21 protein-coding genes are annotated in these 24,576 nt (G+C 64.8%); 9 read left to right on the top strand and 12 right to left on the bottom strand.

Features of this window, described 5'->3' with window-relative positions:
* Window positions 1–98 precede the first annotated feature (98 nt).
* Window positions 99–1,301 (top strand): exopolysaccharide biosynthesis GT4 family glycosyltransferase EpsE, encoded by a 1,203-nt coding sequence (epsE, locus tag E0501_RS15450; protein ID WP_137702269.1) that lies wholly within the window; start codon window positions 99–101, stop codon window positions 1,299–1,301.
* Here epsE and E0501_RS15455 read toward each other — a convergent pair.
* Complete coding sequence (locus tag E0501_RS15455; protein WP_235857875.1) at window positions 1,298–4,225, bottom strand: calcium-binding protein; 2,928 nt, start codon at window positions 4,223–4,225, stop codon at window positions 1,298–1,300. The two genes, epsE and E0501_RS15455, sit on opposite strands and share 4 nt — an antisense overlap.
* A gap of 122 nt (window positions 4,226–4,347) precedes the next feature.
* Between E0501_RS15455 and E0501_RS15460 the strand changes: the two genes are divergently transcribed.
* Window positions 4,348–4,842 (top strand): serine O-acetyltransferase, encoded by a 495-nt coding sequence (locus E0501_RS15460; RefSeq protein WP_137702270.1) that lies wholly within the window; start codon window positions 4,348–4,350, stop codon window positions 4,840–4,842.
* 61 nt (window positions 4,843–4,903) lie between these two features.
* On the opposite strand, the gene E0501_RS15465 is transcribed toward E0501_RS15460, so the two are convergent.
* Window positions 4,904–6,187: a glycosyltransferase family 4 protein gene (locus E0501_RS15465; RefSeq protein WP_137702271.1), complete on the bottom strand. Its 1,284-nt coding sequence runs from the start codon at window positions 6,185–6,187 to the stop codon at window positions 4,904–4,906.
* 3 nt (window positions 6,188–6,190) lie between these two features.
* Window positions 6,191–7,576 carry a hypothetical protein gene (locus tag E0501_RS15470; protein WP_137702272.1) on the bottom strand — a complete coding sequence of 462 codons (1,386 nt, stop codon included), beginning with the start codon at window positions 7,574–7,576 and terminating at the stop codon, window positions 6,191–6,193.
* 175 nt (window positions 7,577–7,751) lie between these two features.
* Between E0501_RS15470 and E0501_RS15475 the strand changes: the two genes are divergently transcribed.
* The gene (locus E0501_RS15475) at window positions 7,752–8,927 is read left to right on the top strand and encodes a glycosyltransferase family 4 protein (protein WP_137702273.1); all 1,176 of its coding nucleotides are present in this window, start codon (window positions 7,752–7,754) and stop codon (window positions 8,925–8,927) included.
* Here E0501_RS15475 and E0501_RS15480 read toward each other — a convergent pair.
* Window positions 8,921–9,610 carry a sugar transferase gene (locus tag E0501_RS15480; protein ID WP_407943444.1) on the bottom strand — a complete coding sequence of 230 codons (690 nt, stop codon included), beginning with the start codon at window positions 9,608–9,610 and terminating at the stop codon, window positions 8,921–8,923. The genes E0501_RS15475 and E0501_RS15480 overlap by 7 nt on opposite strands.
* A gap of 1,014 nt (window positions 9,611–10,624) precedes the next feature.
* Between E0501_RS15480 and E0501_RS15485 the strand changes: the two genes are divergently transcribed.
* From E0501_RS15485 to E0501_RS15500, 4 genes are all read left to right on the top strand, one after another.
* On the top strand, window positions 10,625–13,459 hold the full coding sequence (locus tag E0501_RS15485; RefSeq protein WP_137702275.1) for a molybdopterin oxidoreductase family protein: 2,835 nt from the start codon (window positions 10,625–10,627) through the stop codon (window positions 13,457–13,459).
* Window positions 13,456–14,190 carry a 4Fe-4S dicluster domain-containing protein gene (locus E0501_RS15490; protein WP_137702276.1) on the top strand — a complete coding sequence of 245 codons (735 nt, stop codon included), beginning with the start codon at window positions 13,456–13,458 and terminating at the stop codon, window positions 14,188–14,190. The genes E0501_RS15485 and E0501_RS15490 overlap by 4 nt, the downstream gene beginning before the upstream one ends.
* The gene (locus tag E0501_RS15495; RefSeq protein WP_137702277.1) at window positions 14,190–15,062 is read left to right on the top strand and encodes a dimethyl sulfoxide reductase anchor subunit family protein; all 873 of its coding nucleotides are present in this window, start codon (window positions 14,190–14,192) and stop codon (window positions 15,060–15,062) included. The genes E0501_RS15490 and E0501_RS15495 overlap by 1 nt, the downstream gene beginning before the upstream one ends.
* An 84-nt stretch (window positions 15,063–15,146) precedes the next feature.
* Entirely contained in the window at window positions 15,147–16,247 is a 1,101-nt protein-coding gene (locus tag E0501_RS15500) for an Mrp/NBP35 family ATP-binding protein (protein WP_137702278.1), read from the top strand.
* A 374-nt stretch (window positions 16,248–16,621) separates the two neighbouring features.
* Here the strand turns inward: E0501_RS15500 and E0501_RS15505 are convergent, their stop codons facing one another.
* A complete protein-coding gene (locus E0501_RS15505; protein WP_161594634.1) occupies window positions 16,622–17,701 on the bottom strand; it encodes a YeeE/YedE family protein in 1,080 nt (359 codons plus the stop codon).
* Between the two features lie 125 nt (window positions 17,702–17,826).
* Entirely contained in the window at window positions 17,827–18,129 is a 303-nt protein-coding gene (locus E0501_RS15510) for an ArsR/SmtB family transcription factor (RefSeq protein ID WP_137702280.1), read from the bottom strand.
* Window positions 18,130–18,296: 167 nt separating this feature from the next.
* On the opposite strand from E0501_RS15510, the gene dsrE2 reads away from it, so the two are divergent.
* Both dsrE2 and E0501_RS15520 read left to right on the top strand, forming a co-directional pair.
* A complete protein-coding gene (dsrE2, locus tag E0501_RS15515) occupies window positions 18,297–18,800 on the top strand; it encodes a sulfur carrier protein DsrE2 (protein WP_235857876.1) in 504 nt (167 codons plus the stop codon).
* 39 nt (window positions 18,801–18,839) lie between these two features.
* Window positions 18,840–19,064 (top strand): sulfurtransferase TusA family protein, encoded by a 225-nt coding sequence (locus E0501_RS15520; RefSeq protein WP_137702281.1) that lies wholly within the window; start codon window positions 18,840–18,842, stop codon window positions 19,062–19,064.
* A gap of 64 nt (window positions 19,065–19,128) precedes the next feature.
* On the opposite strand, the gene E0501_RS15525 is transcribed toward E0501_RS15520, so the two are convergent.
* From E0501_RS15525 to E0501_RS15550, 6 genes are all read right to left on the bottom strand, one after another.
* Entirely contained in the window at window positions 19,129–19,563 is a 435-nt protein-coding gene (locus E0501_RS15525; protein ID WP_137702282.1) for a hypothetical protein, read from the bottom strand.
* A gap of 59 nt (window positions 19,564–19,622) precedes the next feature.
* Window positions 19,623–21,002, bottom strand: coding sequence for a cobyrinate a,c-diamide synthase (locus E0501_RS15530; protein WP_137702283.1), 1,380 nt, complete (start codon window positions 21,000–21,002; stop codon window positions 19,623–19,625).
* Window positions 20,999–22,012 (bottom strand): glycosyl transferase family protein, encoded by a 1,014-nt coding sequence (locus E0501_RS15535; RefSeq protein WP_137702284.1) that lies wholly within the window; start codon window positions 22,010–22,012, stop codon window positions 20,999–21,001. The genes E0501_RS15530 and E0501_RS15535 overlap by 4 nt, the downstream gene beginning before the upstream one ends.
* 63 nt (window positions 22,013–22,075) lie before the next feature.
* Window positions 22,076–23,272 (bottom strand): NrfD/PsrC family molybdoenzyme membrane anchor subunit, encoded by a 1,197-nt coding sequence (gene nrfD, locus E0501_RS15540; RefSeq protein WP_137702285.1) that lies wholly within the window; start codon window positions 23,270–23,272, stop codon window positions 22,076–22,078.
* 11 nt (window positions 23,273–23,283) lie between these two features.
* Window positions 23,284–24,075, bottom strand: coding sequence for a sulfate reduction electron transfer complex DsrMKJOP subunit DsrO (gene dsrO / locus E0501_RS15545; protein ID WP_205123506.1), 792 nt, complete (start codon window positions 24,073–24,075; stop codon window positions 23,284–23,286).
* Window positions 24,072–24,575, bottom strand: coding sequence for a hypothetical protein (locus tag E0501_RS15550; protein WP_137702286.1), 504 nt, complete (start codon window positions 24,573–24,575; stop codon window positions 24,072–24,074). The genes dsrO and E0501_RS15550 overlap by 4 nt, the downstream gene beginning before the upstream one ends.
* Between the last annotated feature and the right edge of the window lies 1 nt (window position 24,576).

The raw sequence follows: 24,576 nt of genomic DNA on the forward strand, positions 1-24,576 counted from the left end.
GCTTGCCCTGCACGGCCCTCTCGGTGCAGGGTCGCAGCGCGCCACTGCACGGCGCGTCCCGATTGCTGGAATCAAGTGTCAAAGTGAAAGCCCGCTTCGTGCCCAAACCAACAAAAATTGGCATCCTGATACCTCAATTCCCGGGTCAAACCCATATTTTCTTCTGGCGCGAGATCCTTGAACTGGAAAAAATGGGCGTCAATGTGACGCTTTTTAGCACCAGGCCGCCCCCACCGGGATTAATTTCGCATGACTGGTCGGACGAGGCGATCGCGCGCACCATCTATCTGGGCGATCTGTCGCCCGGCAACGCGGCACTGGCCCTGCCGCGCCTGCCCCTGGCCGCGCTCTGGCGCGACCTGCGCCGCGAACCGCGCGCCTTTGCCCGCGACGTGCTGATTTCCCTGCCCGCTGCGCGCCGGCTGGCGCAGGAGTCCCGCGCGCGCGGCATCACCCATGTGCACGCCCATTCCTGCGGGCGCGCGGCGCTGATCTGCGCGCTGGCCAACCGGATCTGGGGGCTCGACTATTCGCTTACCCTGCACGGGCCGTTGTCGGATTACGGCCCCGGCCAGGGCTTCAAATGGCGCCATGCCGCCTTCGGCACCGTCATCACCCGCAAGCTCACCGCCGAACTCCGCCGCGACCTGGGGCAGGACCTGCCCGATCGGCTCTACCTACAGCCCATGGGCGTCGATACCGACGTTCTCAGCCGCGATGCGCCCTATGCCCCACCTCAACCGGGTGGCCCGCTGCGCATCTTCTCCTGCGGGCGCCTCAACGTGGTGAAGGGCCATCAGGACCTGATGCAGGCCGTGCGCCATTTGCGCGATGCGGGCATCGACGCGCGGCTTGAAATCGCCGGCGAAGACGATGCCGGCGGCGATGGGTTCCATGTCGAATTGCAGGCCGATCTCGAACGGCTGGGGCTGGGCGAACACGCCACGCTCCTGGGCGCGATCGACGCAGGCGCGGTACGCGAGCGCCTTCAGCACGCGCATCTCTTCGTGCTGGCGAGCTGGCACGAACCGCTGGGCGTGGCCTATATGGAGGCGATGTCGATGGGCGTGCCCACCATCGGTACCGATGCCGGCGGTGTGCCCGAACTCATCACCCCGGGCCGCGATGGCATTCTCGTGCCGCCCAAGGACCCGGAAACACTGGCCGGCGCCATCGGCGAACTGGCGTCTGATCCGGAACGCCTGACCGCGCTATCGGCCGCCGGCCGCGCCCGGATCGTCGAAGGGTTTTCCTCGGCCCGCGGAGCGCAGACCCTGGTCGAGGGGATCTCCGCGGCCTAGTCAGGCAGGTCCAGCCAGTACACCCGGCCATCCTCGCCCTCGAATTCAAGCTTCTCGATGGCGCGCAGCGCATGCACCTCGGGGCCACGGATCGCCAGAAGCCGCGCGCCCTGCATGGCAAAGCGGTAATCATCGCGCCGCCCCGGCAGAACCGCGATGTCCACGCCATCGCCGCCATGCAACGCGTCACCGCCACCGTGGCTGACCAACCGGTCATCGCCCGGGCCCGCCAGCAGGATGTCCTCTTCCGCCGTGCCTTCGATCTCACCCTCGCCCTGCCGCAGCACGCCATGCAGAAACGCACCCGGATCGCGCGCGCGCCCCTTGGGCCCCCGCGCGTTGACTGCCATCAGAACGTCCCAGCGCGGATTGTCGTCCTGCAGGTGGCGCAAGGCGCCCCAGCTGCCGAACTGGCTGGGCGGGGCCACGTCGACGAAAGCATTGAACATCTGCCCGCCGACATCGCGCCAGGCGTCCAGCAATTCGCCGTAAAGTGCCGCCATTTCAGGGCTGTAGTTGAAAGCGTTGAAAAACGCCGTCAGCTCGGCATCGCCGCTGGCGCGGCCATGGCCCACCGCGTGGGTGCCGCCCTCGTACATGGTCAGCTCCAGCCCGTTGCGCGCCGCCACCGCGCGGTGATAGGGCCACAGCGTCTCGGTCAGCTCGCTCAGCGATCCCTCGCGCACGGCCTGGGCCGCGCGCGGAATGGCGCGCTCGAAACGCACCGGCGCAATCGCCGCCTCCAGCGCCTTGCGCTGCAATCCTTCCTGCCGTGCCGCCGCCTCGGCGATCTCGACGCTCTCGGCGATCCAGCGGCGGGTGTCCTCCAGGCGGCCCTCCTCGCCGTCGCCCAGCTCGAACCCAAAATAGCCCGACACGGCATAGGCATCGAAATGCGCCGCCGGACGCAGGTTCACCTGGCCATCCTCGGCCACCCAGAGCGGCGCCTCCATGAACGGCTCTTCCAGCCCCATCCAGCCGGTATGCACCCCCATCACCCGCACCAGCCGCGCGGCATCCGGGCCCGCGAATACGCCGCCCCAGGCGCGCATCACCTGCGCCGCGCGCATGCCGGCAAACTGCATCCAGGCATCGTCGCCCGCTTGTACGCCCCAGCGCAGGCGCGCCTGCTCGCCCGCCCAACGCGCCTGCGGAAAAGTATAGTTCCAAAGCTCGTTGGAATATTCGACATAGACCTTGAGACGCGGGTCCAGATGGTCACGCACATACCCGGCGAACTGCCCGGCAAAATCGTCGCCGGCCAGGTGCGGCATGCAGAACCACGGGTCCGCCCCGATCCGGTTGGCCAGATCCACCATCACCTCGAGCGGCACGCCGCGCCAGCCATAGGAAAAATCGCCCCGCGTCGGGCGGTTGTCCCAGCCGGTCACCGGCGATCCGTTGGTCAGCATCCAGTCCATGAAGCGGATGCCGCGCAGATCCGCGATCCGCGCGATCCAGTCGGGGTTGAAGGTCACGCCCAGCTCGTGCAGGGCGACATGATCCTCGTGCACAACCTCGATGTTGCGGATCGGGTTGCCGGCCTCGGTCGCGGTGATGGCCAGCGCCACCAGCCCCTCGCCGGGCGTATAGCTGAACCAGGCCTCGCGCGCCGCTTCGTCCATCTGCACCCGGCGCAGCCGCCCGGTGATCTTCAGGCCGCCCTCGCCCTCCCAGCGCACCCGGTAGCGCCCAGCGAGGCCCGTCGCCGCCTCGGGCTGATCGGTCAGGATGAAGGCCTCGATCCGGTCCACCCCCGGCGGCAGCGCCTTGGGCCAGCCGCTTTCGTCCAGATACCCGCCCTCGGCCAGGCGGGCCGCATCCCACGCGCCCCAGTCGGCGCCTTCATGGCCCACCCAGGGCCGGGCGGTCTTCATCACGTCGATGAACGGGTGTTGCGTCGACCAGTCGGCGATCCCGTTCAACCCCATCGCAAGCGACGGGTTGTCGAGCCCCACCGCCGCGCCGCCCTGCGCTGCCGCTGCCGCCACGACCGGCTGCGTCGCGGGCGCCGCCCCGGCGGCGGCTTTCTCCTGCACGCCCAGCGCCCCGGATATCCGCGCCACCGTGCCGGGCCAGTCCTCGCGCACCGCCGCATGGATCGTCTCGGGCAGGCTCAGCCCCGTCGGCGCGGGCTCTCCGTAAAGCGCCTGGTAGAGCACGGCAGCGGCGAGAAGATAGGTCGTCGGCGTGCCATGCGGCGCATCGTCGAGATAGAAAACCTCGGCCGGCAACTGCGCCAGCGGCTCGGCGCTCATCAGCTCCGACAGCACACGCGCCACCGGCACCAGCCGGATGTCGTGGCGCGGCCGCGCCTCCTGCAGCTGCGCCACGAAATCCTCGTACCAGCGGTGATAGGCGCCGCGGTTATAGCCGTGATACTTGGCCAGCCCGTCGCGCGCCGGCGGAAAGCGGTCGGCCACGCCCGCCATCTCGGCCCAGCCTTCATAGACCAGAAGCGGCGTATCGTGGCCATGCTGCTCGATCAGTCCCAGCATCGCCGACAGCGGCGAAGCGCCATCGGGATTGTCCCCGTCATAGGGCCGGTCCGGGGCCTGGTACTGGATGAAATTCGCGGTATTGACGATGATCGCGTCGAACCCGGCCTCGGCAAACGGCGTGCGATCGCGGTTCCAGGCGCCCTTCACCTCGCGGAACGACCAGTTGGCAAGCGGTTTGCCGGGACGCGCGAAATCGCGCAAGAAACCCCATTGCCCGTCGGCGGCAAACCCGTGCCCGCCGGCCCGCGCCATCAGCGCCAGCCAATGCGGCACGGTGGTTTCGTCACTGTCGCTCAGGTGATGGATAAGCGAATTGCCGAAGAAATAGACCTTGCGGTCGGCGGCCCCTGCGGCGCGCGGCCCCGCCGCCAACATCGCCACCAGAACCGCCAGCTGCACCAGACCCCGACCCAGATTTTTCATGCGGAACTCCCTGCCCGACCACACCTCGACTGTTGCGGTTTTGTGCTTTTCTTGCAAGGGTCTGGCCATCACGGGGGCGTCATTTCGCCCGTCCCCGCGCAACAGCCCGGAGACGACCACAGATGAGCGATAGCGATGTTTCGGCCACCGTGCCCGACTGGTCGCGCGAGACGGTCCAGCGCTTCTGGGACCCGGGGCGCAAACTGCTGCGATCGATCCGCCGTTACCAGGCGGCAAGGGCGCGCGGCGGGCCGCTGGGGCGCCTGGCGGCGAAATACTGGGTGCTGGTGCACTGGTTCTGGTCGCTCGTCACCCAGAGCGAGCTGCATCTGAACACCGAGATCGGTGGGGGGCTGCGGCTGACTCACCCGACCGGCATCATCGTCCACCCCGAGGCGAAAATCGGCCCCAACTGCATGATTTTCCACCAGGTCACCCTGGCCGGACCGGTGGAACTGGGCGGCCATGTCGACGTCGGCGCGGGCGCAAAGCTGATCGGGCCGCTGCGCGTGGGCGATCACGCGCGGATCGGTGCGAATGCCGTGGTCACCCGCGACGTGCCCGCCGGCGCCACCGTGGCCGGCATTCCCGCCCGCATCATTTCCGACAGTGACTGAGGCAGGGGTTGCGCCGGCTGCGCCGTCGCGGCGGGGTCACCTTGGATGAGGCTGAGGCCCGTCAGTCGAACGGCGCGGGTTTCGCGGCCCGGCCCAGGACCCAGTCATAGACCTCCCGCACCTGCCCGGCCTTGCGCGCCCAGGTGAATTTCTCCTCGACCCGCGCGCGCGCCGCGGCCGCCAGCGGGGCCAGCCCGGCCGGATCGGCGGCGCAGCGACCAAGCTCGGCGCGAAACGCCGCGACGATCTCGGCTCGCGACCCGATCGGCACCTTGAGGCCCCAGTCCGGCCGCACCAGTTCGCCCGGGCCGGCATAGTCGACAATGAGCGGCACCAGCCCCAGCGCCATCGCCTCGAGCACGACGCCACCGCCGAACTCGCGCACCGAGGGGAAACTGAGCAGGTGGCAGCCCGACATCACCGACTGCACCTTGTCATGCGCCACCCATCCATGAAACGTGACCGCGTCCGCGATACCTTCGCGCGCGGCAAACTCCTTGAGCCCGGCCAGCATCGGACCATCGCCGATCATCTCGAGCTGCATGCGTCCCGCGCGCAGCAGCGGCAGCGCCGCCTCGAGCAGCATGTCGGGCCCCTTGTAGGGCACCATGCGGCCGACGAAACAGGCGCGCAGAACATCGTTCTCCGGCGCGGCCAGCTGCGAGAACCGGGCCGGATCGACCGCGTTTTCGGGGATGTAGACGCATTTGCCCCGGTGGCGCGCGGGGATCTCGGAGAGCGTATGGCACGATCCGGCGATGATCGCGGCCGCGTGGCGCAGCGTGGTCCCGCGGCCCGGCAGCGCCTTGTAGGCGCCGCGCAGGTAGCTCAGCCATTCCCGCTCGCGCCGCCGCTCGGCGTCGAAGCCGCGCGGCCAGGGCACGCCGCCATTCAATGGCCCCATCACGAAGGGCACGCCGGCACGCGCGCATCGGCCCGCCAGCGGAGAGCTGATCGTGGGCGAGAGCGGCGTAACCCGGTGGACGAGATCATAGCGCCCGGCGCGGATATCCGGCCCGAAACGGCGCCAGACCAGTCGCTCGAAATAGGGGTAGGAGAGCGCCGAGACCGCCTGCACCATGGTCCAGCCCTTGCCCTGCCCCATGCGCAGAACTTCGCCCAGTTTCCACATCGGCCGGGCAAAGGCCTCGCTGTCGATGGCGGTAAAGGTTTCGCCCTCCACCTCGCCCGCGCGCTGGAATGCCTCGCGGTTGCGCACCTGGGTCACGATATGCACATCCGCCACCCCGCGCAGCGCGGTTGACAGCGACCAGCCCACCAGCGGCACGCTCACCCATTCGGGGTTCGCCGCTTCGGCGATGACAAGGACACGCGGTTTTTCCATGACTCACATCACCGATTGCAGCGCCGCCTTGCGGCACCTGCTGCGCAGGCCTTCGCCCTCAAGATATCCCAGAAGCGCCCCCGACATCAGCCATGTCAGCGTGGTGATCGTGGCATTGGGCAAGAGATCGAAGAGGTTGAAGGCAAGGATCAGCGACAATGGACCCAGCCAGGGCGACAGTACCCTGGGGTCGCGCAGGTTGAAACTGCGGGCCGCGAGGATGTAGAGCGGCCAGGCCAGCAGTGCGAACTCGGCGAAGAAACCGACCCAGCCGAACACGCCGATGGTGATCACCCAGCGGCCGTCGGTCACCGTCAGGATCTGCCCCGAGACGGGATCCAGGATATGGTTGCGCCCCCAGCTGCCCCATCCGAACACCGGCTTTTCATAGGCGCGGTCCATCAGGATGTCCTCGTTATGGAACCGGAATTCCAGCGAAGCGGCGCGATCCGGGTCGATGCTGGCGGCCTGGCTCAGCAGGAAATCGGTCGGAATGAGGCCGTTGCCCTTGAGCACCGGATAGGCGATCGCCAGGAACGCCAGCAGGGCGGCCACGCGGAACTGCAGCATCTTGCTGCCAAACAGGATCAGCGGCACCAGGACCAGCGAATAGGCGATCGAGGCCACCGATTTGCACAGCACCAGAACCGCCCAGAGATAGGCCGTGCCGACCATCAGGTAGCCCTTGTTCTTGCTCGCACTTTCGCGAAACAGCGCCGCCGCGGCCGCCACCACCATCAGCGCGAAAAACGCCACCCACAGCCCGTGATACAGGAACACGATGGGCCGGAAACCGCCAAACCGCACCATCTGGTCGAAGACGTGCTGGAAATAGCCGTAGATCCAGATATTGAGCTGCGGGCTCAGCCGCACCTCGATCAGCATCAGCACCGAATAGACCAGCCCCGTCGCCACCAGCGCGATCAGCAGATCCCTATGGTCGTCTTCACCTGTCAGGAAACTGCGCGCCAGCACGAAGGGCATCAGCAGCATCGCCTGGTTCACCATCAGCGCGGCCGCCTCAATCAGGCGCAGCCCGGGCAGGCCGACCGCGCCATAGGAAACCGGCTCGCCATTGGTCAGCACCGTGGCCAGCGGGCTGAGCACGAAAATCGCCATCAGGATCCGTGCCACGGTCGAGCGCGGGAAAATCTGCAGATCGCGCCCGCGCATTGCCAGCACCACCAGGAACGCGCTGATCGACGGCAGCGTTTCCTTAGAAAGGGGCGGCATCAGCGGAAAGTCGAACACCGCCGGCGGTGGCGGCAGAAAGAGATAAGCCAGCAGCAACGACCAGATCACCGCGCGCCCGATATCGAGACGGCGGAAAATCACGATCGTCATCAGCGGCCAGGCGGCCAGCACCAGATAGGCGAGCGTATTCGGCATGAATGGGTTTCGAACCCCGGCTGCTCATCAACTTGCCCAATCCTATCAGTGATTTAGCCGGCTGTCCTGTTCTTCCTTCCCATTTGTCACGGAATGGCCAACAATTCCCCGAATTCTGGCCTACTGGGGCTGGTTTGTTTCCGGTCATCGCAATTTGCAGGGTGCCACCGCCAAGATGAGTTCCGAACGCCCGCTGAAAATCGCCTATCTGTGCGACATCAGCCCCGAACACGCGCAGCCCTACTCGGGCGGCAACGCGCGCATTTTCGGTGCGCTCTCGGATCATGCCGATCTGACGATCCTGCCGCAAAGCTGGGGCCTGGCCGAGCCCACCCGACGCGCGATATATGCGCTGTCGGATGCCGCGCAGCTCAGGCTGCGCTGGCGGGCGCATCTGGCGCTGGCCCGCATCATCGCGGCACCGCTCAACCGCCAGCTGGCCGAAGGCGGATTCGATGTGGTTTTCGGCGCCTATGCCTTCCAGTCGATGTCACGCATCGCGCCGCCGCCCGGCACGCTCAGCGTCTTCACCTCGGACGCCACGCCAACCGTCTACAAACGCTCGGAAATCGGGCAGAGCTTCGGCTCGTCCTGGGTCTCGCGGCAGTTGCTCGATCCGCTGACATTGCGGGCCGAGCGGCGCATCTTCAACGCCACCGACCTGCTCCTGTGGCCGTCGGACTGGCTGAAATCCCGGGCCGATGCGCTCTATGACCTGCCCAGCGGCAAAGCCCATGTCCTGCCCTGGGGCGCGAATGTCGCTGATCCGGGCCCCGGCGCCGCGCCGCCCGCGCCGGGGCCCGGCGCGCCGCTGCATCTGCTGGTCGTGGCGCGTGACTGGTTTGCCAAGGGCGGGCCGGTGGCCTTCGACACCATGCAGGCATTGCGCGCCCGTGGCCTCGACGCCCGGCTGACGGTGATCGGCTGCACCCCGCCCGATTTCCACCTGAACGAACAGGTCACCCTGCTCGGCCCGCTCGACAAGTCCGACCCGGACCAGGCCCGGCGCTTTGACGCAGCTATGCGGGCGGCGCATTTCCTGGTCCAGCCCAGCTTCGAAAGCTACGGCTTCGCCTTCTGCGAAGCCTCGGCCTTCGGCCTGCCGTCACTGTGCCTGGATGTCGGTGGCGTGCCGGTGCGCGACGGCATCAACGGCCGTGCCCTGCCCAAAGAGTCAACGCCGTCGGATTTCGCCGATGTGGTGATGGGGTATGCCGCCGATCCCGCCGCCTATGACGCGCTGCGCCAGACCGCGCGGCGCGAATACGAAACCCGGCTCAACTGGCGTGCCTGGGCGGGTGCGGCCATTGCGGTCATGCGGGAAAAACTGGCGGAAAAACGCGCTCAGTAACCGGTGCCGCGCAGCATCACTTTCACCGTGGCGGCCAGCACGCGCAGGTCGGTCATCAGCGACATCTGCCGGAAATAGTTCGTGTCATAGACCGCGCGCTCGGAAAACGAGGTCTCGTTGCGCTCGCTCACCTGCCAGAACCCGGTGATGCCCGGGCGCATCTCGTAATAGGCAGCCCCGGGATAGAGATCCTTCTGCTCAACCATCATCGGGCGCGGTCCCACGATCGACATGTCACCCAGCAGCACGTTGAGCAGTTGCGGCAGCTCGTCGAGCGAGCTCTTGCGGATGAACTGGCCAAAGACGGTGATCCGCGGATCGGCCTTGAGCTTCTGCGTCCGGTCCCACTCGGCCCGCGCCTCGGGATTGCGCGCCAGGTAGGACTCCAGCACCTCATCCGCCCCGGCCACCATCGAACGCAGCTTGAACATCCGGAATTGCCGGCCATTGCGGCCCAGCCTTTTCTGTACGTAAATAGGTGAACGTCCATCCAGCGCGATGATCGCCGTGAGCGGCAGCAGGATCGCGATCGTAGGTACAGCCGCGATCAGGACGATCATGATATCCAGCGCCCGCTTCACGCCTCTACGATAGGCCGCCCGCCCGCGCTGGGCCGGTAACTCCGCATCGACCAGCCGTTTCAGCTTGCCGACATCGAATGTCTCACTCGTGCGTTGGCTCACGATATTTTCCCCAAGTGGCGCGCGATACATGCGCAGGCAACAAGCACCAAATTCCCTTCCCCGCCCCACACGGACAGGCCACCGCAAAAGCATGCGGTTTGTCTTTCGCTCTCTACTAACCAATTGGCAGCAGGGCCGTTTTTTCCCTTCGTAAACGCCGCATTACGAACCTGCGGTCGTTTCCGGTCCCGCCCCTGACAGGCCTTATCGCGACAGCCCCTTACGCGATTTCGGCATGGTCGTGTTGCCAGCTCTTGGACAAATTCATGTTACGCCCTGCGCTACCTTTCCGTCAATTCGGCAAAAATCCGCTCAACCTATGAGCGATGGCCCCTGGCCCGTGCGGAAGACTGTCTCGCGATGGTCTCGACAATCTTTGCCTTCCTGGCCCATGCGCCCGGTGCAACGCAGCCCTCTGCGCCCGCGCCCCGCGCACCATGCAGCCACCCAAAAGATTGATGCACACGCAGAAACAATAAAGGGGGAAATTTCCAAGATTGGCGTCACAAGAAACAGTCGCGCAGTATTTTTCCCCTAAACACCTAAATTCGCACAAGAATTCTACGGCCTTCGGCGCCGCATCCGGTGGATGTTTTCGGTGCATAGCTCACCACTTTCAGCATGCATCGCCCCCTGCTTGCTGCACCGCCGCGAACATTCCAGCTGCCATCGACCCGACACGCCCCGGGCGAGTGCCCGCGATATCCGGCTGCGCTTCTGCCAGCCCATTCTCCCGGATTTTCCGGAAAATCGATTCGCCTTTTAACCAGATTTTGCCGAATCACTGCCGCCTTTCCGCCGCATTTCGCGCTTCCTTCGCAGCGCTCCTGCCGCGCGGTGCGAAATCCATGCCGAAATACGCCTGTCCGGCCCGGTTTTCCGTGGGCAGGCCCGTTTCCCGGGTTTATCCGCTGGTCTGCGTCAACTAATCATTTGGAACTTGCGGTGTTAACCGCTTAACTTATCGTCATATGCAAATATAAAGATACCAAAGCTGAAAAACAGGGCATGAACATGACTGATACGAAGGTGGCGCCGCGCCCCTCCCCCAAGGTTTCGGACGAGGTGCGCAAGACGACATGCTACATGTGCGCGTGCAGATGCGGCATCAACGTCCACCTCGAGAACGGCAAGGTCAAATATATCGAGGGCAACCGCGATCACCCGGTCAACCAGGGTGTGCTCTGTGCCAAGGGCTCGGCCGGCATCATGCAGCATTACGCCCCCTCGCGCCTGCGCAAGCCCCTCAAACGCACCGGCCCCCGCGGCTCGGGCGAGTTTCAGGAGATCAGCTGGGACGAGGCCTACGAGATCGCCGCGGGCTGGCTTGCTCCCCTGCGTGAAACCGCGCCGGAGAAACTGGCCTTCTTCACCGGCCGCGACCAGTCGCAATCCTTCACATCCTTCTGGGCCCAGGCCTTCGGTACTCCGAACTATGCCGCGCATGGCGGCTTCTGCTCGGTCAACATGGCCGCCGCTGGCATCTACACGATGGGCGGCGCCTTCTGGGAATTCGGTCAGCCCGACTGGGACCGCACGAAACTCTTCATGATCTTCGGCGTGGCCGAGGACCACGACAGCAACCCGATCAAGATCGGCATCGGCAAGATGAAGGGCAATGGCGGCCGCGTCATCGGCGTGAACCCGATCCGATCGGGCTACAACGCCGTGGCCGACGACTGGATCGGCATCACGCCCGGCACCGACGCGCTCTTCATCCTCGCGATGATCCACGAGTTGCTGAAGGCCGGCAAGGTCGACCTGAACTATCTCAGCCGCTACACCAACGCGGGCTTTTTGGTGAACGACAATCCCGACGATGCCGATTACGGCCTTTTCCTGCGCGACAAGGACGGCACACCCCAGGTGATCGATCGCGCCACCGGCAAACCGGCCAAGTATGACAAGAAAGGCGTGAAGCCGGACCTCGCCGCGCACCTGCGCAAGGGCGGCGTCACCTACAAGCCCGCCTTCCAGCTGCTGGCCGAGAAATACCTCGATGACGCCTATGCGCCCGAAAAGATCGCCGATCAGTGCGGGCTGAGCGCGCAGAAGATCAAGGCCACCGCCGCCGAACTGGCCCGTGTCGCCTTTGAAGAGGAAATCACCCTCGATGTCGAATGGACCGACTGGAAGGGCGAAAAACACAAGACGATGACGGGCCGCCCCGTCTCCTTCCACGCGATGCGCGGAATCTCGGCCCACTCCAACGGCTTCCAGACCTGCCGCGCGCTGCACATCCTGCAGATCCTGCTGGGTTCGGTCGAGGTGCCCGGCGGCTTCCGCTTCAAGCCGCCCTACCCCAAACCGCCCGAGGCGCACCCCAAACCGCATGCGGGCGTGCAACCCGGCAAACCGCTCGACGGGCCTCACCTGGGCTATCCGCTGGGCCCGGAACACCTCCTCATCAACGAAGACGGCTCGGCCAAGCGTATCGACAAGGCCTATACCTGGGAAAACCCGTTCTCGGCGCATGGCCTGATGCACATGGTCATCTCCAACGCCTACGCGGGGGATCCCTACAAGATCGACACGCTCTTCATGTACATGGCCAACATGGCCTGGAACTCGACGATGAACACGTCCGAGGTCATCAAGATGCTGACCGACAAGGACGAAAACGGCGACTACGTGATCCCGCATTTCATCTATTCCGATGCCTACAGCTCGGAAACCGTGGCCTATGCCGATCTCGTGCTGCCCGATACCACCTACCTGGAACGGCACGACTGCATCAGCCTGCTCGACCGCCCGATCTGCGAGGCCGAGGCCGCCGCCGATAGCATCCGCTGGCCAGTGGTCGAGCCGGATCGCGACGTGAAAGGCTTCCAGTCGGCGCTTTGCGATCTGGGGGCCAAGCTGGGCCTGCCCGGTTTTGTCAACGACGACGGCAGCCAGAAATACGCCGACTACGCCGATTACATCCAGAACCACGAACGCCGCCCCGGCGTCGGCCCCCTCGCGGGTTTCCGTGGCCCCAACGGCGACAAGAACGGCCGCGGAGAGCCGAACCCCAACCAGATCCAGGCCTATATCGACAACGGCGGATTCTGGATCAACCACATCCCGGAAAATGCCCAGTTCTACAAACCCTGGAACCAGCATTACCAGGATTGGGCGGTGGAAATCGGCCTCTTCGACGCCGCCGCGCCCTACGTGTTCAACCTCTACCTCGAACCGATGCGCAAATTGCAGCGCGCGGCCGAAGGCCACGGCGACATCCAGCCGCCCGATCACCTGCGTGACCGCGTGAAAGCCACGATGACCCCCCTGCCCGAATGGTATGAACCGTTCGAGGAGGCCGCCGTAAACAAGGACGAATACCCGATCCACGCCCTCACCCAGCGCCCGATGCACATGTATCACTCCTGGGGCTCGCAGAACGCGTGGCTGCGCCAGATCACCGGCGTGAACAAGCTCTACATCCCCGGCAAGATCTGGGACGAGAAGGGCTTTACCGAAGAGGAGAACTGGGCCTACGTCACCTCGACCCATGGCAAGATCAAGTGCCAGGTCGCCCGGATGGACGCGCTCAACGAAAACACCGTCTGGACCTGGAACGCCATCGGCAAGAAGCGCGGCGCCTGGGCGCTCAGCGAGGATGCGCAAGAGGCCACCAAGGGCTTCCTGCTCAACCACCTCATCAACGAACTCTTGCCGCCCAAGGGCGATGGCCGCCGCTGGGCCAACTCCGATCCCGTCACCGGCCAGGCTGCCTGGTTCGATCTGCGGGTGAAGATCGAAAAGGCCCCACCGGGCGAACACGTATCCGAGCCGGCCCTGCCGGCCTCGAAATCGCCGGTGGGCCAGGGCCCCAAAGACATCGCCTACGGGGAGGAGTTCAAATGACCACCCTACCCACCTCGACCGAAAAGAAACTCGGCCTCGCCATAGACCTTGATACCTGCGTCGGCTGTCATGCCTGCGTGGTGAACTGCAAGGAATGGAACACCTCGAACTACGGCGTGCCGCTCTCGGATGAAGACGCCTATGGGGCGGAACCGCACGGCTCCTTCCTCAACCGCGTCCACACGTTCGAGGCGCAACCCTCGGGCGGCGGCTGCTCGCAGACCATTCACTTCCCGAAATCCTGCCTGCACTGCGATGATGCGCCCTGCGTCACCGTCTGCCCCACCGGGGCCAGCTACAAGCGCACCGAAGACGGCATCGTGCTGGTCAACGAAAACGATTGCATGGGCTGCGGCCTCTGCGCCTGGGCCTGCCCCTACGGCGCGCGCGAACTGGATGCGCTGGCCGGGGTGATGAAGAAATGCACCCTCTGCGTCGACCGCATCTATAACGAGAACCTGCCCGAGGAAGACCGCGTGCCCGCCTGCGTGCGCACCTGCCCCGCCGGCGCCCGCCATTTCGGCGATTTCGCGGACCCCAACTCGAACGTCTCGAAGCTGGTGGCCGAGCGTGGCGGCATCGACCTGATGCCGGAAATGGGCACCGCGCCCGTGAACAAGTACCTGCCGCCGCGGCCCAAGGACGTCCCCTCGGACGCCGCGCTGAACGGTGAGAACAAAGAACCCAAGGGCTTCCTCGCGTGGCTCGACAAGGCACTGGAGGCGATCTGATGCATCCCGCACCCTCAGTTATCTTCTTCACCGCGTTCTCCGGTCTCGGCTTCGGCCTGTTGGCTTGGCTCGGCCTCGGCCTGCCCACCGTCACCGGCTGGACCGCCTTCTTCATGTACCTGCTGGGCTACGGCATGGCCGTCGGCGGTCTGGTCAGCTCGGTCTTTCACCTCGGCAACAAGAAGAACGCGGTCAAGGCGTTCTCGCAGTGGCGCTCGTCGTGGCTGTCGCGCGAAGGCATCATGGCGGTGATCACCCTGCTGACCTTGGCCCCCTATGCGTTCGGCCAGGTCTTCCTCGACACGACGCTCCGGCCGCTGGGCCTTCTGGGCGCGCTCTTCGCGATGGTGACCGTGTTCACCACCTCGATGATCTACACCCAGCTCAAGACCGTGCCGCGCTGGAACACGCCGCTTACCCCGATCCTGTTCCTGCTGTTCTCGATCGGCGGCGGTGGCCTCTTCGCAGGTCAGGTCCACGCCGCGGCGGCCTTCCTCGTCGTGCTCGGCGTGGTGCAGGTGCTGGCCTGGATGCAGGGCGACGCCAAGGGCGCCACCGGCGACAGCACGCTGGAAACCGCCACCGGCCTCGGCCGCATCGGCAAGACCCGGCTGCTCGAACCGCCGCATTCCGGGCAGAACTACCTGCTGAAGGAAATGGCCTACACCGTCGGGCGCAAGCACGCTGTCAAGCTGCGCGCCGTCGCGCTGATCTGCGCGGTGCTGCTGCCGGTGATCATGATCCTGCTGCTGCCGAACGGCCATGCCCTAGCGGTGCCGCTGATCGCGCTGCACATCCTCGGCCTGCTCGCGGCCCGCTGGCTGTTCTTCGCCGAGGCCGCCCACGTGGTGCGCCTCTACTACGGCAAGTAACCCACCCCGCATATCAGGCCGGGCCCCAATCCAAATACCGGGCCCGGCCTTTTCTTTTACGCGCGAACGAAAGAGAGACGGACCATGAAGAAAGTCATCGTCAGCCGCCTGCAAACCATCCCCGTCAAGGGCGTCCACCCCGATCTGGTCATGTCCGGCATGATCGTCGAACGCGAGATTTCGGTCGAGGACGGCAAGGTCATCATCCCCGTCCACGTCCCCGACAAATTCGAGGGCGACCTGTCGGAGCTGCAAAAGGCGATCGAGGAAAAGATCAAGCCGGTCGAGGGCGTGGAAAACCTCCTCGTCGTTCTCACCGCCGACCGCCCGGCCCCCGCCGCGCCCGAACCGCCACGCCTGAAAAAGCGCCCGACCGAGGCGAAAGGCGAGGACAAACGCCCCGAAATGGCGCCAATCCCCGGCATCAAAACCATCATCGCCGTCGCCTCGGGCAAGGGCGGCGTGGGCAAATCCACCACCTCCACCAACCTCGCGCTGGCGCTCTCGGGGCTCGGCTTCAAGGTCGGCCTGCTCGATGCCGATATCTACGGCCCGTCGATGCCCAAGCTGCTCGGCATCCACGAACACCCCCGGATTGAAGGCGATGTCGTCTACCCGGTCGAACAATACGGCATCAAGGTCATGTCGATGGGCTTCTTCATGGAAGAGGAAAACCCGCTCATCTGGCGTGGCCCGATGGTCGTTTCGGCGCTGATGCAGCTCACGCGCGAGGTGAACTGGGGCGATCTCGACGTGCTTGTGCTCGACATGCCGCCGGGCACCGGCGACGCGCAGCTGACCATGGCCCAGCAGACGCCCCTGAACGGTGCGATCATCGTCTCCACCCCGCAGGATCTCGCGCTGATCGACGCCCGCAAGGGCCTCAACATGTTCAAGAACGTGGACGTGCCGATCTTCGGCATCATCGAAAACATGAGCACGTTCATCTGCCCTCATTGCGGCAAACCCTCGGACATCTTCGGCCATGGCGGCGCCGAGGAAGACGCCCGCCGCCTCGGCGTGCCCTTCCTGGGCGCGGTGCCCCTGCACATGGACATCCGCGAACATTCCGATGCCGGCACCCCGGTGGTGGTCTCCCAGCCCGACAGCCCGCATGCCCAGATCTACCGCAAGATCGCCATGCAGGTGGCCGCCCGTCTCTTCCCCGAAGACGACGAAGGCTAAGAGCGCAAGATCGCTCCTGACGCGCCCGGCACGGCAGCTCACCGCACATCGACCCGCCGCCGACACTCTCTCGGCGGCGGGTTCTTTCTTGGAAAAAATACTCATCCCCCCCTCGCCACCACGCCAACGCCCAAAAGCAGACGCCCCAGGACCGCCCGAGGGCCCCGGGGTCGGGTGGGTGGGAGGGGCCCGAGGGCGGTCCTTTCCGATCACCGTGCGCCGCGTTAACCGGTTTTCCCACGCTGCAATACGCAATCCTCCGGCAGCCGGATGTCAGCCGGACGGTGCACGCAAATCACCCCCCGCAAAAACGATCCCCCGGGGCGGTTAACCCCGGGGGACGATGCGTTGACGAACGGTTCGGAAACTTGGGCTCAGACCATGCGTTCCATCAGTTTCATGCCGATGAACCCGCCGATGATGATGGCGATGAAGGTGATGAGCGAGCCCAGCGCCAGCGTCGAGAACCCGGTCACCGCCTGCCCGATCGTGCAGCCCAGCGCCGTCACCCCGCCAAAGCCCATCAGGATCGCGCCCGCCATGTTGCGCAGCGTGTCGCCCGGATCCGAGAAGGTGGCGAGATGGAATTTCTTCTGGCTCACCGCCATCAGGAACGCGCCCAAAAGCGCGCCCACCGTCGTCGCCACGGCAAAACTCGGCGTCTTGTCCGCAGTAAAGCGCATGAAATAGTCGATGCTGTCACCGGCCGGCCGCACATAGCTGAGCGAGGCCAGCGTCGGGTTGTCGGCAAACTCGTCGAAGGTCAGCGCGGTCAGGAACCAGCCCGCGGTCACGCAGAGCCCGATCCCGATTCCCGCGATCAGGTGCGACGGCGACGTGCGGAACCGCTTGTCGGCAAAGGCATAAATGATCATGCCCCCGGCCAGCACCGCCACGGTCAGAAGCTGTGCAGTGCCCGCCGACATTCCCGTCGCGGCCGCCAGCAGCGTGTCCAGCGCCTGGTCGGTCGCCAGGTCGATGCTCGTGGCATCGGTAAAGGCCACCCGGCTTTCGGCGAAAAGCCCACCGATGGTCATGTAGGCGGTTCCGCCGATCAGCCACAGCACGATCAGCGACCGCAAATCGCCCGAGCCCGCGCGCACGAGGTTCTTAGAAACGCAGCCGCCCGAGAACACCATGCCGATTCCGAAAACCAGTCCGCCCAGGATATGGCCGCCCACCATCAGGCGCGACCCCAGGTAGAGGCTGTTGCTCATGTCGGCCAGTTCTGCCCGCTCGAGCCAAAGCACCCCGAGCATGGCCACCGCCACGGCCAGAAGCCACGAGCGGAATCGCCGCCAGTCACCGAAATTGGCGATGTCCGAAAGGGACCCCATGGTGCAGAAATTCGTACGCGCGATGATCGCGCCAAAGACGATGCCGATCAGCAGCCCGCCCCACCCAATATAGGCCGTCGCATTTTCGACCGCGGCCTCTCTCCATGTCTCGATCATGTTCATGTCCCTCTCTCTGTCGGGCCCGGTCTTGACGCCGGGTCATCCGATTAAAGAATTAGCATGTGTGATTATGTTTTACCCAATGAAAAATGGGCAGACGCGGCAAAATGACGGATCGCCGCTCAGCTGTCCCTGGAGCAGTACACATCGTGCAGCGTTTGCAGGATCGCCCCGGCCTCGTCGCTGTCCAGCGCATAGTAGACCGATTGTGCTTCGCGCCGGTAACTGACCAGCCGCTCGCCGCGCAAGACGGCCAGCTGCTGGGACACCGTCGACTGGCCCAACCCGGTCGCTTCCTGCAGCTGCTGGACCGAACATTCCCCTTCGGCAAGGTTGCACAGGATCATCAGGCGTTTTTCATTGGACATGACACGCAAAAGCTGACTGGCCCTCAGCGAATTCTCTTTGAAGTCCAGCAAATCCATGAAAATCAGGCCCTTTCCACCGTGCTGCGCCTGTCTAGGATCAAGCCCGCCTGAAAAACAAGCAAAAATCGGCAAGAAACTGTCAAAACGGCGCAAGATAGACTCGATTTTCCCGCCCCTTATTGTAATATTCAAATATTGGAACCTTTTTGGGAGGAGAAGAGGCGATGCTGGATACCAGCGACATGGACAATGCCAAGAGCATGTCGATCATCGTTACCAAGGGGTCGCTGGACTGGGCCTACCCGCCCTTCATCCTCGGCACCACCGCAGCGGCCATGGACGTCGACGTGACAATGTTCTTCACGTTCTACGGTCTGCCGCTGCTGAAGAAAGAGTTGGACCTGAAATTCACGCCGCTTGGCAATGCCGCGATGGAAATGCCCATGATGGGCGGGCATATTGCCATGCCCAATATCGTGGGCATGTTGCCGGGTGTCGGCGGGATGGCCGGCAAGATGATGAAGAACCTGATGAAGAAGAAGGGCGTGGCCTCGATTGAGGACCTGCGCGAAGCCGCCGTCGAAAGCGACGTGCGCATCATCGCCTGCCAGATGACGCTCGACCTGTTCGAATACGACGTCAACGACATGATCGACGGTGTCGAACTGGGGGGTGCGGCAACCTATATGGAAACCGCGCTAAAATCGGATATCAACCTGTTCATCTGAACAGGATTCGCAAAGCCAGAGTTTAGAGGAGAGACATACATGGCTGATCAAATGCTGGACGCAAAGGGCCTCAACTGCCCGCTGCCGATTCTGAAGGCGAAGAAAGCCCTCAAGGGGATGACCGCAGGTCAGGTCCTGGCCATCGAAGCCACTGACCCGGGTTCGGTTGCCGACTTCGCGGCTTTCTGCAGCCAGACCGGCAACGAGCTGCTGAGCCAGTCCTCGGAAGGCGATGTCTACAAGTTCGAGATCAAGCGCAGCTAAGCTGCGCGTTGAGACCGGATGTCGATGCCCCGCCGCCTTTCGCGGCGGGGTTTTTCTTTGGTGGCTACTCGATTTTGCGGTGCGCCATTCTTTGCGCCGTCAGGGCCGCGTGAAGGCCATCGCTCATCCCGCCGGGCGCGTAAGGACCGTACCGGTTCGGCCCGACCACGAATGATACGGTGACACGGTTGCCGGGCATTTCGCGAATGCTGAAGCGGAAATAGTCGGTCTGCCGCTTCAGCGATTGCCCGATGATGCGCCGCAGCCCCGTACGGGTGATCTGCCCGTCCCAGTCGCGCCCCCAAAGCACCTGCACATCGATCACCGCAACCGCATCGGCCTCCTCGCCTTCCCCGGCAGCGGCCAATCCCTCCGCCGTCAGTGCAAGCGGCTGCAGATAGGGATCATCGGAATAGTGGCTGGCAATCCGGACACTCACTGCCGGGGCCGCCAGGAACACGATGATCAGGATCGGCCGAAGCCAGTTGCCATAGTCCATTTCGCGCCGCCATGCCTGCCAATGCCGGCACAGTTTTGCACGCCCGGACTGAAAAAGGGTTAAGCCGCGCCGCCGGCCTTGCAGCGGGACACGAATTCCAGGAACCCGCGCACCCAGGGCACCCGGGATGTGTTGCGCAGATGGATGAACCCGGCCACCGTGTTGGCCTTGACGATGGCATCGCGCTCACCGTCCGTGCCATGCCCCCGCGTGATCCGCCGGGCCCAGGTCAGCCCGTCGGGCACCCCGTCCAGGCTGGCATAATGGAACTCGTGCGCACGGATTTCACGCCCGGCGCTGCCCCAGGGATTGGCCTCGGTGCAATCGTATCGCACGTATCCCCGGCCCTGTGGCCGCGCATGCATCACCGACCGCCCCGGGATAAAGCCAACCATGTCGTGGCACTCCCCGCCCCAACAGATCGCCTCGCTCAGATACATCAGCCCGCCGCATTCCGCATAAGCGGGCAGCCCCGCCTCAAGCGCCGCTTTCACGCTGGCGCGCATCGACGCATTGGCCGACAGCTCCGCCGCCCGCATCTCGGGAAACCCGCCCCCGATGAAAAGCCCGTCAATCGCGGGCAGCGCCGCATCGCGGATGATGTCGATCGGGACCAGCTCGGCGCCCATCCGTTCGAATGCCTCGAGATCGTCGGGATAGTAGAAGCCAAACGCCGCGTCCCGCGCATACCCGATCCGCAGCCCCGCGCCCGGCTTGTCCATCAGTCCCGGTGGCGCGGACGCATCCAGACCCGGCGCCGTCCGCGCCAGCCCCCGCAAAAGATCAAGATCAACCGAGTCTCCAACAACGGCACCGATCCGCGCCACGACCGCGTCGCGCGCCTCGGTTTCCGCCGGCGTGGTCAACCCCAGATGCCGCTCACCGATTTCCAGGTCCTTGTTGCGCCAGACCGCCCCCAGGACAGGCAGGTCCGTGTAAGTTTCCACCGCGCGCCGCAGCTTGCCTTCATGGCGCGCACCGCCCACCTTGTTCAGGATCACCCCGGCAATATTCACCTCGGCGTCAAAGGCCTCATAGCCCATCAGCAGGGGCGCGATCCCGCGGCTCATCCCCAGGGTATCGATCACCAGGACCACCGGCAGCTGCAACAGCTTTGCCAGCGCCGCGTTCGAATCCGATCCATCCGGCTCGACCCCGTCGAACAGCCCCTTGTTGGCCTCGACCAGCGACAGGCCCCGCGATTTTTCGCAGAAAAATCGGGCGATATCATCGCGTTCCATCGCGTTGAAATCAAGGTTGTAGCACGGCCGCCCGCTCGCGGCGGACAGCCACATCGGATCGATGTAATCCGGCCCCTTCTTGAAGGTTTGCAGATCGTCGCCCGCGGCTCGGAGTGCCGCCGACAGGCCGACCGAAACAACCGTCTTGCCCGACGACTTGTGCGCCGCCGAGATCATGAACCGGGGATGCGTGCTCATGCCTTGGCGGGCAGGAAATCGCGGTCGCGCGCGGCCCAGACCGCGCGGCCCATCTCTTCGGCCTCCGCGATCGAGCCGGCCTTGCCCATGGTGCGCAACGTCACAGCGATGGTGCCAGTGATCGTCGCCTCGGCATAGGTGTCCTCGATCTCGCCGCGCCAGACCTGCAACAGGCGCGCGGTGTCCATCTCTTCATCCGGCGGCTGGTGCCCTTCGGGCAGAAGCTGCGGCCATTCCTCGACGATGGGCGCATCCTTGCCATGCGTGGTCCAGACCTGTGTCGGCTTGTTCGGGCGGCGTTCGATCTCGCCGCCTTCGCCACGGAACACGGCCATGTTGGGAATGCCCAGGTGCTGCGCCGCACCCGAATGGATATCCATGAAGCCGCGGTGAAAAATGCCCTGCATCACCGTCGGCGCATCGAACGGATTCAGCATCCGGCTGAACGAATGAACCGGGCTGCGCAGCCCGAAGATCGGGCGCAGGTTGATCAGGTGGCGCAGCGTCGGGCTCATCACCTCCAGCGGCACATAGGCAAACCTGCGCGCCCGGATCTGATCCGCCGCCTCGGCCAGCGTGCGTGCCGCCGGAAAGCCCAGCTCCTCGAGCACGCCGCGCGTATAGACGCGGCCCGGGGTGTGCCCTTCGGTGCCATGCATGCAGACCGAATAGCCCGCATTGACCAGCGCCATCACCGACAGCACGAACCACGGCAGCTGGATGCGCTTGCCGGCATAGGACGACCAGTCGATATCGACATGCGGCATGTCGGCAGGCAGATCAAAGGTCTTGCGCGTGCCAAGGGCAAAGCCGGCAATCTCTTCGGGCGCTTCCTCTTTCAGCCGCAGCAGCATCAGAAAGGCGCCGATCTGCTCGGGCACGGCCTCGTCGCGCAACAGCATTTCCATCGCCTCGACGCTTTCATCCAGCGTCAGGTGCCGTTGCTTGGTCTTGCCGCGGCCAAGGATGGCCACGAATTTCGAAAACGGATGCGGTTGCTGCGCGTTCATCTCAACCTCCCGGGGTTCAGCTTCGCTGCAGGTAAGGGCGCTTGCCCCCCTTTTGCAAGGGGGTCAGCTCTCCGGCACATTCGCATCGGACAGATTTGTCGGCAGGATGCGCAGGATCTTGGCCGCCACACCCACGGCCAGAAGCGCAATCGCCACGCCACCCAGCCCCAGCAGAACCTCGGGCCATTTCGGAGCGTAACTGCCGATGGAGCCGTCATTGAAGGTCGAGCTGATCTCGTAGCCGGGGAACATCTCGAGCGGATAGAGCTGCCCGCCCACGACGATGACATAGACCTGCGCCAGACCGCCGATGATCACAAAGATCGAGGCCCAGACCGGCTCGGATTTCGCGTCGCGGATATAGGGCAGGTAGATCAGCGCGATCGGAAGCAGCCCGCCGATCAGGATTTGTCCCACCCAGAAGTAGAAGGTCACGTGCCCGCCATCACGCAGGATGAACCGTTCGAAGCCCGCATGCTCGGCCGCGTAAAGCGCGGTCAGGTGCTGCACCGCGGTGAAGTAGAGAACCGCCATGCAGAAAATCGCCAACAGGCCGCCCATCCGGTGCAACAGGCCCCAGCCCACTTCGCGCCCCGACACCTTCATCAGCGTCACCATCACCAGGATGAACACCGCCAGGCCGAAACTGAACGACATGGCGATGAACAAGGGCGCCATGATCGCCGCGTCGTAACCGGGCCGCGCTACCAGCCAGCCAAAGATCGAGCCCGTGCCGGTGGTGAGCGCCAGCCGCCATAGGAAGGCCACGGTGCCGGCGACGCGCACGTATTTGTAGTCCAGCCGGTTCATCTGCACCGCCAGGTACACCCCGACAACGGCCAGGAACCCGGTATAAAGATAGATATTCCAGGCAAAGATCGACTTGAAATTGTAGGTCGTCATCGCCACGAGAAGCCGGTCGGGCCGGCCGAGGTCAAGCACCAGGATGGCAAGACCACCCACCAGGAGCGACATCGCCAGCACCGCGGAAAGCCGCGAAATCGGCTTGTAGGGCGCCTGCCCGAAAACGCTCGCGATCGAGGCCGCATTGAGCGCACCCGAGGCCGCGACGATCAGGAAGATCGCAAAGACATGCGGCAGGCCCCAGACCACCTGGTTGGTCATGCCGGTCACGATATGGCCGTGATGCTCGGTATAGAGCACGGAACCCAAAGCCCCGGCCAGGAAGGCACCCAGCAGGATCGCCAGGCCCCAGACTGTGTTCGTCGCCTTGATTTCGCGATAGATCGTGCGTTCCATGGCCCTGCCCCTTATCCGAGATTGCTGTAGCGGACCCCGGGATTGAGATCGAGGTCAGGCCGCAGGGCGACCGAGGGGTACCCGGCCAGACGTTTCGAAATAGCGCTCTCGGGGTCCTTCAGGTCTCCGAAGATGATCGCCTCGTGCCCTGCCTTGGCGCAGGCCTCGACACAGGCGGGCGTGCCGCCCTTGTCCACGCGATGCACGCAGAGCGTGCAGCTTTCCACCGTGCCCTGCCCGCGCGGGGCGTGGGATTTCTGGTTCACCGTCGGCTCGTGCACAAAGGACCGCGCCTTGAACGGGCAGGCCATCATGCAATAGCGGCAGCCGATGCAGATATGCTTGTCGACCAGGACGATCCCGTCCTTGCGCTTGAAGCTGGCCCCGGTCGGGCAGACATCGACGCAGGGCGGGCTCTCGCAATGCTGGCACATCACCGGCATTTCCGCCGTGTGACCCGTGGCGCTGTTCTTCAGCGTCACCTTGCGGATCCACTGGGCATCGGTCTCCGGGTGGCCGGTGTCATGCCAGCCGTTTTCCTCGGAACAGGCGGTGATGCAATCGGTGCAGCCGTCCTGGCACTTGCTCACGTCGATCAGCAGGCCCCAGCGTTTGCCGGCATCGGCCGCACCGGCGGCCTCGGCCGGGCTGCCGCCGAAAGCCATCAGGGTGACACCGGGCGCCAGCGTGGCCGTGGCCACGGCCGCACCGCTGCGCAGCAGGTCGCGGCGGGTCATCTCAGCGCGGTTCACGGCCCGTTGGGCGGGCGGTTGCCGGGTATCGTCGGGCATCCGGAACGTCATTCGCCTGTCTCCGCTTGGCTGTTGGTTCGCATCGCCGCCTTCGGTGCCTTGCCCATCAGGTAGGCGGACAGGGATTTCACCCCGGTCTCGCCTTCAGGCTCGGACATCAGCCGGGCATGGGCGCTGCCCTCATCCACCCCGTCGGGCGTCGAGCGGTGGCACATGAAGCAATCCACCTTGACCGCCGCGTAATCGTGGCAGACCCGGCAGAAATGCTTGTCGCTGGCATAGGTCACCGGCGTGCCGGTCTCATCCTCGACGGCATGGCAGTCGAAACAGGCCTTCAGGCTGGCCTGAACCTGGCGATCGCCTTCGTACATGGTCTCGTCGCGATCGTGCTTCATCAGCTCCATGTGCTGCTTGCGCCAGTATTCATTGCCTTCCGGGTGCGGCGTGCCGCTGGCCTTGGGGATGTCCGGCCACAGCGAGGAACGCTCCTCGGCCTGGGCCATCCCGGCCAGCGCCAGCATGAAAGCCAGTATTGCGGCGATCCGTGCCATG

The sequence above is a fragment of the Marimonas lutisalis genome (genome assembly GCF_005434965.1).
GTDB lineage: Bacteria > Pseudomonadota > Alphaproteobacteria > Rhodobacterales > Rhodobacteraceae > Marimonas_A > Marimonas_A lutisalis.